This window comes from Ferrimonas balearica DSM 9799 (genome assembly GCF_000148645.1).
Classification (GTDB): domain Bacteria; phylum Pseudomonadota; class Gammaproteobacteria; order Enterobacterales; family Shewanellaceae; genus Ferrimonas; species Ferrimonas balearica.
Map to the genome: position 1 here is coordinate 1,797,318 of NC_014541.1, position 12,331 is coordinate 1,809,648.

Here is a 12,331-nt window from a genome sequence, read left to right on the forward strand (position 1 = left end):
TTCGAACCCGCCGCGAGTGAATGGCTACCCGCTTTGGGTGAATAAATATATGTGACCTTCATCGCATTTTTGTCTGGGTGAGGGGGTTTCCAATCCTGATGGTTAGGGGTACTCTGTGCCCCGTCAACCACTCACATTGAATATTCATTCATGTGAATGAGGCGAACCCCCAAACCCAGAAGTACGATAAGAGGGTCGAAGCCGTGAATAGCGAGCAGACTTTAGAACTCCAGGACGTTAAGTCCACCCGGAACCTGTTGATGTTCCTCCTGCCATCTCTGATTGGCGTATTCCTGTTTATGACTCCGGTTTCGGTGAACGGCTCCCTGACCATTCCCGTGGCGGTGCTGGCCAAGGGCCTGCTGGGTCAACTGGACAGCTTTGGCGTGACTCTGGTAACCACCGTTATCGTGTTCTCCGCCGTCATGACCCTGGTTACCAAGCTGATCAAGCCTGGTGTCATCGTCAATCACCCCTTTATGAACAGTCTGTTCAATGTGACTCCGGCCTGGGCGGTAACCCGCGTTGTTGGTGCGGTGTTCGTGGTACTGACCTTCTTTGCCGTGGGGCCGGAAGCGATCCACTCTGGAAATACCGGTGGCCTGGTATTGAATGACCTGGCACCGCTGCTGTTCTGCGTATTCCTGTTTGCTGGCCTGTTCCTGCCGCTGCTGGTGAACTTTGGCCTGCTGGAGATGGTGGGCACCACCATGACCAAGCTGATGCGTCCGGTGTTTAATCTGCCCGGCCGCTCTGCGGTTGACTGTTTTGCTTCCTGGGTAGGCGACGGTTCCGTCGGTGTCCTGATGACCTCCAAGCAGTATGAGCAGGGCCACTATACCGAGCGTGAAGCTGCGGTAATCGGCACCACCTTCTCCATCGTGTCCATCACCTTCTCTCTGGTGGTGATCGGTACCGTGGGTCTGGAAGCGTACTTCCTGCCGTTCTTTGGTACTGTGTGTCTGGCCGGTATCGTGGTGGCCATTGTGGTGCCCCGTCTGCCGCCGCTGTCCAATAAGAAAGACCTGTTCGTAAACGGTAAAGCTCGCACCGGTGACGAAGAGGTGATCCCGGCCGGTGAAACCACCCTGAGCTACGGCTACAAGCTGGCTCTGGCCCGCGCCAGCCAGGTGAAGAACGCCGGTGATGTGGTCCGCGAAGGGGTACACAACGCCACCGATATGATCCTGGGCGTACTGCCGGTGGTGATGGCGATTGGTACGGCTGGCCTGATGGTGGCGGAATACACCCCGCTGTTCAGCATCCTGGGCACCCCGTTTGTGCCGCTGCTGGAACTGCTGCAGATCCCGGATGCGGCCGCAGCCAGCCAGACCATGGTGGTGGGTTTTGCCGACATGTTCCTGCCGGCCATCCTGGCGGAAGGCATCAACAGCGAGATGACCCGCTTTGTGATTGCTGCACTGTCTGTGACCCAGCTGATCTACATGTCTGAAATCGGTGCTCTGCTGCTGGGTTCCAAGGTGCCGGTGAAGCTGTGGGAGCTGTTCCTCATCTTCCTGCTGCGTACCCTGGTGGCACTGCCGGTTATCGCGGGTATGGCCCACCTGATTTTCTAATCCCTTTGGGAGCAGGCAAAAGCCGGGCAAGTGCCCGGCTTTTTTGTGCCTTTTTTGCTACCCAACGCTCTGTTATGTTGGTTTTTTTCCCATAAACAGGACGGCGTTGTGGAGCTGATCATCACCAATATCGAAACCATTCCCGGAAAAACCATCACCCAGCACCTCGGTCTGGTGCAGGGCAATACGGTGCGGGCTAAGCACGTGGGCCGTGACCTGATGGCGGGCCTGAAAAACATCGTAGGCGGCGAGCTCAAAGGCTATACCGAACTGCTGAATGAGGCCCGTGAGGAAGCGGTTGGCCGCATGATTGAGCAGGCTCAGGCCATCGGCGCTAATGCGGTGATCAATGTGCGCTTTTCAACCTCTTCGGTCACCTCCGGCGCCGCGGAGCTGTTTGCCTACGGCACCGCCGTGGTGGTGGAGTAAGCGATGACCGCACTACTGATAACCTTTGGACTGCTGGTGATTGGCTACCTGTTCGGTCGCTACGCCGAGCTGCGCCATTTTGAATCGATACGGCGCCGGGAAGCGGAGTTACAACCGCTGCTGGTGTTCTCCGATAAGCGAGTGCCGCAAGCCTTTCAGCCCTGCGAAGTGCGGCTGGTTGGCGGCAACACCGTGGTGGCCGTGGATTACTTCAAGGTGATGGCGGCGGCGCTTCGCAGTCTGTTTGGTGGGCGCATCGGAGCCTATGAGTCGCTGGTTGAGCGCGCCCGCCGTGAGTCGATTCTGCGGATGAAAACTGAGGCGCAGCGCCTGGGGGCCAGCGCCATCTTTAATGTGCGGCTGGAAACCGCGTCAATCAGCAAGGGCGCCGGCAATCAGCAGGTCTCCGTCGAAGTCTATGCCTATGGCACGGCCGTGATTCAACGCGGATGAGCCAGTTTCAAAACCGGATACCACCGGAGAACAACGTCTCTGACAACCACCCCCTGGCCGAGTTTTTGGGTCTGGGTATGGTGGCGCTGTTGCTGGTGGTGTTGCTCACCCTGGCACTGGTGTTCGCTGGCCACACCCTGGCGCGTTTTGTCCCGTTCAGCTGGGAGGCGCCGTTGCGCCTGGATTGGTCAGAATTGGCCGTGGACGAGGCGGACGGTAAACCGGTGCACTTGCTGTTTGAACAAGTACTGGTCGCTGACCCTCTGCCGCAGGGGCTGTCAGTGCGCCTCACGGTTGCCCGGGGGGAAACGCTGAATGCGATGGCGGGCCTTGGCGGCGAGCTGCTGATCTACCAAGGGTTGGTTGAGCAGCTCGACAATGATGCGGCGGTGGCCTTTGTGCTGGCCCATGAGCTGGCTCACGTTAGGCACCGAGACCCAATGCAGATGTTACTGAGCCAGAGTCTGGTCGCTCTGTCACTGGCCGCACTGTCAGGCAATGACAGCAAGATGCTGGAACTGGGGGTGATGGCCACCCAGCTGGGCTTCAGTCGCAGTCAGGAACTGGAAGCGGATCGTCGGGCGATGGAGACGGTAAAGCGCCTTTATGGCGACACAGAAGGGGTGGAGCAAGTGTTCGAATTGCTGAGTCAAGACAGCGCGCTGGGCGATTGGCTCATGACTCATCCCGATACGGAAGCGCGTTTACAGCAACTGGAGTCGTTTCGACGACGTCACTGAATCACTCCTTGGCTCCCCAGCTTACTCAGGCTTAAGTTGCGGGATACAACTACCTTACTCCCTTGTTGTTTCAAGGGGATGGGGCTTTCCTTTAAGTTGGTCGCACCAGTTAGCTCGGTTTTGTGGCATTTGCTGCTGGTGAGTGGGCGTCTGGATGTTAAAAGATCTGGTATGTTGCGGTTTTTCGGGCAAAAAGCTCTTAACTCGACTGCAATACCGACAATAACTGAAGTCGTCACCGGTGTCAGGAGGGATCAAATCGCTCCCGCACCTTCAGGCCTGGCAATGATGCTGCGGCCCGCTCTGGAGGGAATCCATTACATGACCAAATTGGCATACCATCTGTACGACGCCCCTTGCTTGTGGCAGTGGCCCCAGAGGGCGTTACGCCCGGCCCCCTTGACCATCTGGTTGCTCGATCTCCCGGCGGCACACCCGGGGTTGGCAGCCTACTGGCCATGCGTTCGCATTGATGACGCCGAAACCCTGACGGCGCGCATGGCTCAGGCGGACCTTAACCAGGTATTGGTGGTCACCCGGGCTTCCCGCAGTAACGGCACCCGACAGGTGCTTGAGAAAGCCGTTGAAGAGAAGCGACTGCCCGGCAGTCAGATACTCTGTCTGCCGGAACAGGCCGACGAGGGGCAAAGCTCATTAATTTGGGCGTTGATCATTCAGGGCATTGAACGGCGCTTCGAGTATGAACTCAGTGCGCTGGAAGCACAGCTTATCCGCATTCACCAACCCCATGAGCAGGCCCGCTTGTGTGCCGATTTTGTCAGCCGCTGGCTGGATGTAGAACGCATAGAGTTCCAACTGCCCGGCCAGGCTGAACCCAAACCGGAGGAGATCCGGGGGGCGATGGTATTCTGCTGGCAAACGGTACCGACCTGCGCACTGCGGGTTTATCTGGCGTCACAGCAGCCGCAGGCGTGCTGGATGCAAAGCCGCTTTGAGGACATGAAACAGACTCAGGTTGCCTGTCGCCAATCTTTTCCCAATCTGCAGCAGGCTGGCTATCTTGGCCGACTGCATGAACAGTGCCACCGTATTCTCTATCTGGTCGGGGCCAACCAGTATTGTGAGGTGGTGTGGGCTGATACCAGTAAAACCGAGCTGTTGTCGATGCCCCTGAAGATGGTGCACCGCTACATGCACAAAGAGTTGATTCAGGTGCACCGTTCCTATCTGGTCAACCCTGACCGCGTGCAGGGCGCCCGCCGTAAACGTAATGGACGGGTTGAGCTTTTCCTCCACCTGAGCCGCATTCCGGTCGGTGACACCTATAAACAGGGGCTGGAGGAGAGTCACAGCCACTGGTTTGACCGGGCTGACGCCTACCGAAGACGATAAGTCGGCCAACAAAAAAGCCCCCGAATGGGGGCTTTTTTATGGTGTCAGGCTCAGCGATTAAACATCATGCGCTGACCCAGCACCTCGGTGGTGGCGGTGGTGCCATCGTAAGCATGGTGGCCATTGACCCAGGTGCCGGCGATGGTGGAGCGCAGGGTGGAGCCAACAAAGGGAGACCACTGGCACTTGTACAGCAGGTTTTCCTTGGTCACCGCGTAGGGACGGTTCAGGTCCACCAGAGCCAAGTCAGCAAAGTAACCTTCGCGCAGGTAGCCACGATCTTTCAGGTTAAAGCGCTCGGCCACGGCGTGGCTGGTTTTCTGAACGATGGTGTCCAGGCTCAGGTCGCCATTGTGGTAATGCTCGAACAGGGAGAGCAGGGCGTGCTGAACCAGCGGGACGCCGGAGGGCGCTTTAAAGTAGGTGCCTTGCTTCTCTTCCCAGGTGTGCGGCGCGTGGTCGGTGGCGATGATATCAATCACATCACGACGTACGGCATCCAGAATGGCGGTACGGTCACGCTCGGTCTTGATGGACGGGTTGCACTTAATCTGAGCGCCCAGACGGTCGTAATCGCCATCGGAGAAGTACAGGTGGTGCACACAGGCTTCTGCGGTGATGTTGGCGCGACCCAGGCTGTCGAGGGTTTTGCCCGCTTCGAACAGTGCCAGTTCGTCAGCGGTAGAGATGTGCAGAACGTGCAGGCGGCTGCCGTGCTTACGGGCGAGGGCGATGGCCATCTTGGTGGACTTAATGCACGCCTCGCGGGAGCGGATCTCACCGTGCAGCTTCATCGGTACCGCTTCGCCGTACTTGGCACGGGCTGCCGCTTCCAGAGCGGCGATGGTGGGGGTGTCTTCGCAGTGGGTGGCGATGGGGGTCGGTGCATTGGCGAAGATGCCGTCGAGGATCTCCTCCTTGTCCACCAGCATGTTGCCGGTGGAGGCACCCATAAACACCTTCACACCACAGGCGGCGTTCGGATCCAGCGCCTTGATGTCTTCCAGGTTGTCGTTGGTGGCGCCCAGATAGAAGCTGTAGTTGGCCACAGACACTTCGGCGGCACGGCGATACTTGGCTTCCAGTGCGTCGATGTTGGTGGTCTGCGGGTTAACGTTCGGCATCTCCATAAAGCTGGTGATGCCGCCGGCAACGGCCGCACGGGACTCGGTGGCCATGCTGCCTTTTTGGGTCAGGCCCGGCTCACGGAAGTGAACTTGGTCGTCAATCATGCCAGGGATCAGCAGTTTCCCTTCGGCGTCCACCACCTTGGCGTCGGCCGGAGCGCTGATTTGGCCTCCGATCTGCTCAATCCGTCCGTTACGGATTAAGAGGTCGCCCTGTTGACGGATTCCTTCGTTCAAAATCTCGGCATTGGTGATCAGAGTGCTAGTCATGGGTACTTCAGTCTTATTGTGAGGATAAAGTCGCGCTCTATAATAGCCTCAAATGAGAATAAAGCCCATCTGGGGAGGACGTTCGATGGTTCGTGGGAGTTGGCTGAGCACGCTGTTTTTCATTAGCTTTTCCCTGCTGGCGGGGGATACGCCGCCGTTGCAGCTGGAGGGGAAACTGACTCAGGGCAGCCTGATTCGGGGGCAAAGTTCACCGGGGGTTCAGGTCTGGCTGAACGGTCAGCCGTTGCCGGTTACCGAGGATGGTCAGTTTGTGATGGGCTTTGGCCGCGATGCAACGCTGGAGCACACCTTGACGCTGCACTATGCGGATGGCCGCAAACAAGATTTCCCGCTGGAACTGGCGAAGCGCGAATACAAAATTCAGCGAATCGAAGGCATTGCCCGGCGGATCATGGAGCCGGATCCAAAGGACGTAGCCCGGGCACAGGAGGACGCTCGTCAGACCCGGGCTGCGCGGGAGCACTTTGATACCCGTACCGACTGGCAGCAGGCGTTTATCTGGCCGCTGACCGGCCCGATTACCGGCGTCTACGGCAGTCAGCGTTTCTATAACGGTGAACCCCGCAATCCCCATTTTGGCATCGATGTGGCGGCTCCGACGGGCACACCGGTGGTGGCGCCTGCGGATGGTGTGATCACCCTGGCGGTACCGGATATGTTCTATTCCGGTGGTACCCTGATCATCGATCACGGTTATGGAGTGAGCTCCACCTTTATCCACCTGCATAAGCTGTTGGTGGAACCCGGTGCGGTGGTGAAACAGGGTGAAGTGGTGGCCGAGGTAGGGGCGACCGGTCGGGTCACTGGCCCCCACCTGGACTGGCGATTGAACTGGCATCAGGAGCGCCTCGATCCGGCGTTACTGGTAGGGCCGATGCCAGCGAAGTAGTTACTGCTCCGGTTGGGCGGACTTGGTCCAGAACATCCAGATGATGTAACCCACGATGCCGCAGGTGGCGAAAATCACCAGCATCGACATCCAACCAACCGGGCTTTCCATGATCAGGTCAATCCAATGAGACATGGTGCAACTCCTCTTTGTTAATGCACTGTTGCCACCCTATCTCATGGCGGTAATGAACCGAATGATCCGGATCAAAGAGTAACGCGCCAGCGCAATAAAGGCGCAGGTGCCTGAGATAAGGATGTCACTATGGATTGGGATTTTGACCGGGTGATTGACCGCGGCCAAAGCGATTCCATCAAGTGGGGGCGGTTTGCCGGCCGGGATGTTCTGCCACTGTGGGTGGCCGACATGGATTTTGCCGTGGCGGCACCGATACAGGCGGCCATTAATGCGCGAGCCCGGCATGGTGTGTTTGGCTATGCGGCGGTGCCGGAATCGCTTTATCAGGCCGCTCAGGCCTGGCTCGCTCGACGTTGGGATTGGCAGGTGCCACGGGCCCACATGGTGGCGCTGCCAGCGGTGATTCCCGGGGCCAACCTGATGGTGCGGGCTCTGGATGGTCTGCAGCCAGTGCACCTGACCTGGCCCACTCCGCTGTACCACCCTCTGGCTCAGGTGGCGGACAATCTGCAACTGCCCGCCACACCGTTTTATCTTGATGCTCAGGGGCAATGGGACCTGGCCAGTCTGGATCAGGCCATCGCCAATGGTGCCAACACCCTGTTGCTCAGCAATCCCCACAACCCCATCGGCAGTCGCTTTGACCTGTCGGCGTGTTCGGCACTGGCGCAACGCATTCGGGCACACGGGTTGCGGGTGGTCTCCGACGACATCCATGGCGATATTCTGCTGACACCCGGAGCCCGACACCGGCCTCTGGCCCGCCTCTGTCCGGAGGTGGCTGATCAGGTGGTGACCCTGATCGCTCCGGGTAAGGCCTTTAACCTGGCGGGGCTGCCTTTTGCTTTCGCGGTGGTCAGTTGCCCGCGAACCCGACGTGCACTCAAACAACAACTGAGAGGCCAGGTGCCCGCAGGCAATGTGATTGCCATGGCGGCGGCAGAGGCGGCATACCGGGAAGGGGAGCCCTGGCTGGAAGCGATGCTGGATTACCTCAGGGGCAACCTGGCGCTGATTGAACGGCGTCTGTCTGAGATGGGAGGCATTCGACTGGTGCGGCCGGAAGCCACGTATCTGGCCTGGCTGGATTGCCGTGCGTTGGGCTGGGATAAGCCGGCGCAGGTGCTGGAGTCATTTGGTGTGGGGCTGTCTGACGGCAGTGAGTTCAGTGCGGAGCCGGGCTTTGCCCGCCTCAACTTTGGCTGCCCCAGGGCGACACTGGAGGTCGCCCTGGATCGTCTGGCTCAGGCCGTGGCTTCGGCCTGACGCAAGCCCAGCACATCACGCATGTCGTGAGGGTGAACTTTGACGGTGATGCCGTCGTGGCGGAACGCCACGGTCGGATTGGCCAGCGGCTCATCGTCCCCTTTCGGGCAGCTGGTTTTGATCTCAATGCCCAGCGTGCCATCTTTGAGTACCGGCCACTTGGCGATCATAGCCGGGATCTGCTTCACCGCTTCCAGCATCTGAACCTTATCGGTGGCGCCGCAAGGCATCACCAGCTCAACGTGTTCCCAGCCATCACGGCGCTTCTTGCCATCCGGAAACGGCAGCTCAACCAGGTCGATGGCCCAGGGGCCCACCTGCATCGGCGTGTGCAGCTGAATCAGCAGGATGGGACGGCCATTAATCTCTTTGTCCGACAGCAGGGTGCCACGGCTGAGCAGGTCGTCCCGCAGGGCTTCAGCGTCAGCGCGCTCAGTGATGCGCAGAGCGATGTGGTCAGCCACCAGGCCAGCTCGTAATAAACCCAGACGGTCAGCCAGCTTACTGGCTTTTTCGGCGAAGGCCGGCAGGGTTTCCATCATTTTGTCGAATGTCATTGTGGCTTCCATGTCGTGCTGGCCAGCTCCTGGCCATTGAGATCCAGTACCCGGAATCGCTCACCATCAAAGTGGCCAAGGCTTTCGCTGTGGCCGCCTTTGCCCAGGGTGACTGAACCGGGGTTGAAGTGAAGGATGCCGTCCTGCCAGCCGGCAACAGGCACATGGGTATGGCCATAGGCAATACCATCACCGGCACGCAATGGGGGCAGGTTATCGGGATTGAGTCGATGGCCGTGGGTCAGACACAGGCGTCGGCCATCCATCACCAGCCAGTTGTATTCCGCCATCAACGGGAAGTGGCACAGCATCTGATCCACTTCGCTGTCGCAATTGCCCCGGACCGCGACGATGCGGTCCGCAAACTGGTTAAGGCGGTCAGCCACCTCGGTGGGGGCGTACCCCGGCAGGACCGGGTTGCGGGGGCCGTGGTTGAGCACGTCCCCGAGAACAATGATCTGTTGGTAGCCCAGGCGCTCACCGAGATCGAGTGCACGATCCAGCGCCGGCAGGACACCGTGGATGTCGGAGATGAAGAGCATAATTTCGAGATCGTCGAGAGAGTGGACATAAGTCTACTGGTTGCAGCCGAGGGGTGCCAGCCTGGACCGCTGACGTACCCGCTAGTGGAGGTAAATTGCACTATCTTTGGCCGTTTCGCTGGTGTAGGGTGAAATGGCACCACAAACGGATAACACCAACACAACAAGAGTGCGCCGGTGATAAGCCGGGATAGGGAGGGTCGATGAAAGACAGTATGGATGCGAAGTTAGCGGTTGGGCCATTCGACGGTCAGACCAGCGATGAATCTCAGGAAAACCTGCCCAGCCACTTGGTGGCCACGATGTGGTTGTGCATGTTGACCAGTCTCGATACCGACAGCCTGGAGTCCCTGGGTGACTGCAATATGGCGGTGGCCTTTGACCTGGGCATTGCGGTGCAGGTCTCCGACGAGGAGGATGTGCCGCTGGCTGAACTGATGGCAGAAGTATTTGAGTTCTATAACGAGAAGATGGAACTGACACTGCCCAGTGCCAAGCTTGGGGTTGCGATGGCCACCAGCTATCAGAAAGCCCAGTCGGTGCAGCACAGGGTGCATTAAGCAGAGAAACCAGCTTCGGCTGGTTTTTTGCTTTTAGTGGGCTGATCATTCGCTTTCGGTACAGCCAGTTTGGTTACAATGATTCGCCAAACCGTTCAAAAAGGAGAGGCTTCTCACCATGGTCAAACACTATTGCAAGGTTTTGCTACTGGCACTGTTGCTGCCGTTGGCGGGCACATCACTGGCAGCGGACAAGACCGTGATTGGGCCGGTGGCCCGACTCAACGTGGTCGAAGCAGACCTGAGTTACCTGGCCCGGATCGATACGGGGGCCTCCAAAACCTCCATCCATGCCGAGAATATGCAGGTGATTGGCGGAGACTTGCAGGATTGGGATGACAATATTGGGAAATCCATCCGCTTTGATACGGCCAATGAAAGTGGCACTAAAGCCAGCATTGAAGCCGAGATTGCCGATGTGCTGCACATTCGCAACTCGCAGGGCAGTGAAGACCGTTACGTCGTGTGGCTGCATGTGGGGCCGGAAGGGAAGGAGCGCCGTGTCCTGGTGACGCTCAAGGAGCGCGGTCCCATGACCTATAAGCTGCTGATCGGCCGTAACTGGCTGGCCGGGGAGTACCTGGTGGATGTGGAGCTGCCAGACGAGAAGTAGTCTGGTGTTGCGATGAGCAGACAACAAAAAAGGCGCCGATTGGCGCCTTTTTCTTCGCGGGTAATAACCAATTAGATCTTGGTTACGTTAGCCGCTTGCGGGCCTTTCGGGCCTTGCTCGATATCGAAAGATACCTGCTGACCTTCAGCCAGAGTTTTGAAACCGTCACCCTGAATGGCACGGAAGTGTACGAATACGTCAGCGCCGCCGTTGTCTTGAGTGATGAAGCCGAAGCCTTTGTCTTCGTTGAACCACTTCACGGTACCAGTTGCTTTGGACATGATGTCTCCTGAATAAAATAAAAAATTAAACACGCAATTTGTGCCCAACCTACTGAGCTTAGCAGTAAATCCGGACAATGAGCGCTTCAGACAACATGACTTAACAGTAAAGCAATGGAGCGAAGTGTTCAGTTTCAAATTGTTGCGTATGCTCGGCCCTGGGGCCGAACAAGCTGCACTATAGCACCCCGGGGCCGGGGGTACACCCTTTATTGGCCTGAAAACGACAAAAAGCGCCCCGAAAGGCGCTTTTGTTGTTACCAGACCCGTAAAGCGAGGCCTTTTAGGTAGAAACCCTCGGGGTAGGCTGAGCCAATCGGGTGATCTGACGCCTGCGCCAGCTTCTCCAGGATCTGGGCATCACGGCCAGCGTCCAGTGCAGCATCGGCCACAATCTTCTGGAACAGGGCGGAGTCCATCAGGCCGGAGCAGGAGTAAGTCAGCAGAATGCCGCCGGGCTTCAAGCACTGCATCGCCACCAGGTTGATGTCTTTGTAGCCGCGGCAGGCACCCGGCAGCTGAGCTTTGTTGTCGGCGAACTTGGGCGGATCCAGAATGATCACATCAAACTGCTCACCCTCTTCGCGGTATTGGCGCAACAGCTTGAAGACGTCGGCATCGACGTTGTTCAGGCGGCTCAGGTCGAGCTCATTGATCTCAGCGCTTTGTTGCGCCAGAGCCAGAGCCGGCTTGGAGACATCGACGTTCACCACTTCGGCGGCGCCCGCCTTCAGGGCGTAAGTGCCAAAACCACCGGAGTAGCTGAAGCAGTTCAGTACCCGCTGGCCTTTGACGTAGCGACTGGCGGCCAGGCGGTTGTCACGCTGGTCGAGGTAGGCGCCGGTCTTGTGGCCGTTCTCCACATCCACCAGCAGCTTAACGCCGTTCTCTTCGAACACCATCGGCTGGGCGGGCAGGGTGCCGTGCAGCAGGCCAGCCACCGGCTTGAGGCCCTCTTTCTTGCGGACGTCCACATCGGAACGCTCGTAGATGGCGCATTGCGGGAACTGGGCTTTCAACGCCTCGACCAGGGTGTCACGATGGGCTTCGGCGCCCGCGCTGAGCAGCTGGCACACCAATACGTCGGCAAAGCGGTCGATGGTGATGCCCGGCAATCCGTCGGACTCACCGGCGATCAGGCGGTAGCCAGTCAGGCCATCGCGCTCGATCAGGTATTCACGGCCCAGTTGAGCGCGGGCGATGCGGCTGGCGAAGAAATCGAGGTCGACCGCTTCGTTTTGGTCAAAGGTCCAGATGCGAACGCGGATCTGGCTTTGCGGTGAGTAGGCTCCCCGGCCCAGCCAGCGACCATCCTTGGCGTACACCTCAACGGTGTCGCCCAGTTCGGCGTGGCCTTCAACCCGCTCGATGCCATTGGAGAACACCCAAGGGTGACGGCGAAGCAGGGATTTTTCTCGGGATTTTTTCAGGATGACTTTGGCAACCATGGTGCTCGGGTCCGGGAAGGGAAAGAGGGCGGATTTTAGGCCCAGTGCGCCACGCAGGCAAGGGGAT

General features: G+C 58.5%; 15 protein-coding genes. 9 read left to right on the top strand and 6 right to left on the bottom strand.

Annotated features, from left to right (window positions below):
- Positions 1-260: 260 nt before the first annotated feature.
- The 5 genes from FBAL_RS08185 to FBAL_RS08205 all read left to right on the top strand — a co-directional run bounded on the left by FBAL_RS08185 (position 261) and on the right by FBAL_RS08205 (position 4,552).
- Positions 261-1,577: a YjiH family protein gene (locus FBAL_RS08185; RefSeq protein WP_049779644.1), complete on the top strand. Its 1,317-nt coding sequence runs from the start codon at positions 261-263 to the stop codon at positions 1,575-1,577.
- A gap of 114 nt (positions 1,578-1,691) precedes the next feature.
- Complete coding sequence (locus FBAL_RS08190) at positions 1,692-2,006, top strand: YbjQ family protein (RefSeq protein WP_041251605.1); 315 nt, start codon at positions 1,692-1,694, stop codon at positions 2,004-2,006.
- Positions 2,007-2,009: 3 nt separating this feature from the next.
- A complete protein-coding gene (locus tag FBAL_RS08195) occupies positions 2,010-2,459 on the top strand; it encodes a YbjQ family protein (RefSeq protein WP_013345126.1) in 450 nt (149 codons plus the stop codon).
- Positions 2,456-3,199: a M48 family metallopeptidase gene (locus tag FBAL_RS08200; RefSeq protein ID WP_013345127.1), complete on the top strand. Its 744-nt coding sequence runs from the start codon at positions 2,456-2,458 to the stop codon at positions 3,197-3,199. Before FBAL_RS08195 ends, FBAL_RS08200 begins: the two co-directional genes overlap by 4 nt.
- A gap of 321 nt (positions 3,200-3,520) precedes the next feature.
- A complete protein-coding gene (locus FBAL_RS08205) occupies positions 3,521-4,552 on the top strand; it encodes a LytTR family DNA-binding domain-containing protein (protein WP_171814257.1) in 1,032 nt (343 codons plus the stop codon).
- A gap of 50 nt (positions 4,553-4,602) precedes the next feature.
- Here FBAL_RS08205 and FBAL_RS08210 read toward each other — a convergent pair whose 3' ends face one another.
- The gene (locus FBAL_RS08210; RefSeq protein ID WP_013345129.1) at positions 4,603-5,949 is read right to left on the bottom strand and encodes a dihydroorotase; all 1,347 of its coding nucleotides are present in this window, start codon (positions 5,947-5,949) and stop codon (positions 4,603-4,605) included.
- An 85-nt stretch (positions 5,950-6,034) separates the two neighbouring features.
- Between FBAL_RS08210 and FBAL_RS08215 the strand changes: the two genes are divergently transcribed.
- Positions 6,035-6,859, top strand: a complete 825-nt coding sequence (locus tag FBAL_RS08215; RefSeq protein WP_013345130.1) for a M23 family metallopeptidase — start codon at positions 6,035-6,037, stop codon at positions 6,857-6,859.
- On the opposite strand, the gene FBAL_RS19915 is transcribed toward FBAL_RS08215, so the two are convergent.
- Positions 6,860-6,994 (bottom strand): DUF3149 domain-containing protein, encoded by a 135-nt coding sequence (locus tag FBAL_RS19915; RefSeq protein WP_013345131.1) that lies wholly within the window; start codon positions 6,992-6,994, stop codon positions 6,860-6,862. It lies immediately after the preceding gene.
- 129 nt (positions 6,995-7,123) lie between these two features.
- On the opposite strand from FBAL_RS19915, the gene FBAL_RS08220 reads away from it, so the two are divergent.
- Positions 7,124-8,263 (top strand): MalY/PatB family protein, encoded by a 1,140-nt coding sequence (locus FBAL_RS08220; protein ID WP_013345132.1) that lies wholly within the window; start codon positions 7,124-7,126, stop codon positions 8,261-8,263.
- On the opposite strand, the gene FBAL_RS08225 is transcribed toward FBAL_RS08220, so the two are convergent.
- Both FBAL_RS08225 and yfcE read right to left on the bottom strand, forming a co-directional pair.
- Positions 8,242-8,820, bottom strand: a complete 579-nt coding sequence (locus FBAL_RS08225) for a VOC family protein (protein ID WP_013345133.1) — start codon at positions 8,818-8,820, stop codon at positions 8,242-8,244. The two genes, FBAL_RS08220 and FBAL_RS08225, sit on opposite strands and share 22 nt — an antisense overlap.
- On the bottom strand, positions 8,817-9,362 hold the full coding sequence (gene yfcE / locus FBAL_RS08230; RefSeq protein ID WP_013345134.1) for a phosphodiesterase: 546 nt from the start codon (positions 9,360-9,362) through the stop codon (positions 8,817-8,819). The genes FBAL_RS08225 and yfcE overlap by 4 nt, the downstream gene beginning before the upstream one ends.
- Before the next feature lie 203 nt (positions 9,363-9,565).
- On the opposite strand from yfcE, the gene FBAL_RS08235 reads away from it, so the two are divergent.
- Both FBAL_RS08235 and FBAL_RS08240 read left to right on the top strand, forming a co-directional pair.
- On the top strand, positions 9,566-9,922 hold the full coding sequence (locus tag FBAL_RS08235; RefSeq protein WP_013345135.1) for a hypothetical protein: 357 nt from the start codon (positions 9,566-9,568) through the stop codon (positions 9,920-9,922).
- A gap of 118 nt (positions 9,923-10,040) precedes the next feature.
- Complete coding sequence (locus FBAL_RS08240) at positions 10,041-10,535, top strand: ATP-dependent zinc protease family protein (RefSeq protein ID WP_013345136.1); 495 nt, start codon at positions 10,041-10,043, stop codon at positions 10,533-10,535.
- Positions 10,536-10,606: 71 nt separating this feature from the next.
- On the opposite strand, the gene cspE is transcribed toward FBAL_RS08240, so the two are convergent.
- On the bottom strand, positions 10,607-10,816 hold the full coding sequence (gene cspE, locus FBAL_RS08245; RefSeq protein WP_013345137.1) for a transcription antiterminator/RNA stability regulator CspE: 210 nt from the start codon (positions 10,814-10,816) through the stop codon (positions 10,607-10,609).
- A 257-nt stretch (positions 10,817-11,073) separates the two neighbouring features.
- The gene (locus tag FBAL_RS08250) at positions 11,074-12,264 is read right to left on the bottom strand and encodes a class I SAM-dependent methyltransferase (RefSeq protein WP_013345138.1); all 1,191 of its coding nucleotides are present in this window, start codon (positions 12,262-12,264) and stop codon (positions 11,074-11,076) included.
- Positions 12,265-12,331 lie beyond the last annotated feature (67 nt).

Excerpts from the sequence above, each read along its gene's own strand:
- FBAL_RS08185 (WP_049779644.1), top strand. The coding sequence starts at position 261 with ATGTTCCTCCTGCCATCTCTGATTGGCGTATTCCTGTTTATGACTCCG.
- FBAL_RS08195 (WP_013345126.1), top strand. The coding sequence starts at position 2,010 with ATGACCGCACTACTGATAACCTTTGGACTGCTGGTGATTGGCTACCTG.
- FBAL_RS08200 (WP_013345127.1), top strand. The coding sequence starts at position 2,456 with ATGAGCCAGTTTCAAAACCGGATACCACCGGAGAACAACGTCTCTGAC.
- FBAL_RS08205 (WP_171814257.1), top strand. The coding sequence starts at position 3,521 with ATGACCAAATTGGCATACCATCTGTACGACGCCCCTTGCTTGTGGCAG.
- FBAL_RS08210 (WP_013345129.1), bottom strand. The coding sequence starts at position 5,949 with ATGACTAGCACTCTGATCACCAATGCCGAGATTTTGAACGAAGGAATC.
- FBAL_RS08215 (WP_013345130.1), top strand. The coding sequence starts at position 6,035 with ATGGTTCGTGGGAGTTGGCTGAGCACGCTGTTTTTCATTAGCTTTTCC.
- FBAL_RS19915 (WP_013345131.1), bottom strand. The coding sequence starts at position 6,994 with ATGTCTCATTGGATTGACCTGATCATGGAAAGCCCGGTTGGTTGGATG.
- FBAL_RS08220 (WP_013345132.1), top strand. The coding sequence starts at position 7,124 with ATGGATTGGGATTTTGACCGGGTGATTGACCGCGGCCAAAGCGATTCC.
- FBAL_RS08225 (WP_013345133.1), bottom strand. The coding sequence starts at position 8,820 with ATGACATTCGACAAAATGATGGAAACCCTGCCGGCCTTCGCCGAAAAA.
- yfcE (WP_013345134.1), bottom strand. The coding sequence starts at position 9,362 with ATGCTCTTCATCTCCGACATCCACGGTGTCCTGCCGGCGCTGGATCGT.
- FBAL_RS08235 (WP_013345135.1), top strand. The coding sequence starts at position 9,566 with ATGAAAGACAGTATGGATGCGAAGTTAGCGGTTGGGCCATTCGACGGT.
- FBAL_RS08240 (WP_013345136.1), top strand. The coding sequence starts at position 10,041 with ATGGTCAAACACTATTGCAAGGTTTTGCTACTGGCACTGTTGCTGCCG.
- cspE (WP_013345137.1), bottom strand. The coding sequence starts at position 10,816 with ATGTCCAAAGCAACTGGTACCGTGAAGTGGTTCAACGAAGACAAAGGC.
- FBAL_RS08250 (WP_013345138.1), bottom strand. The coding sequence starts at position 12,264 with ATGGTTGCCAAAGTCATCCTGAAAAAATCCCGAGAAAAATCCCTGCTT.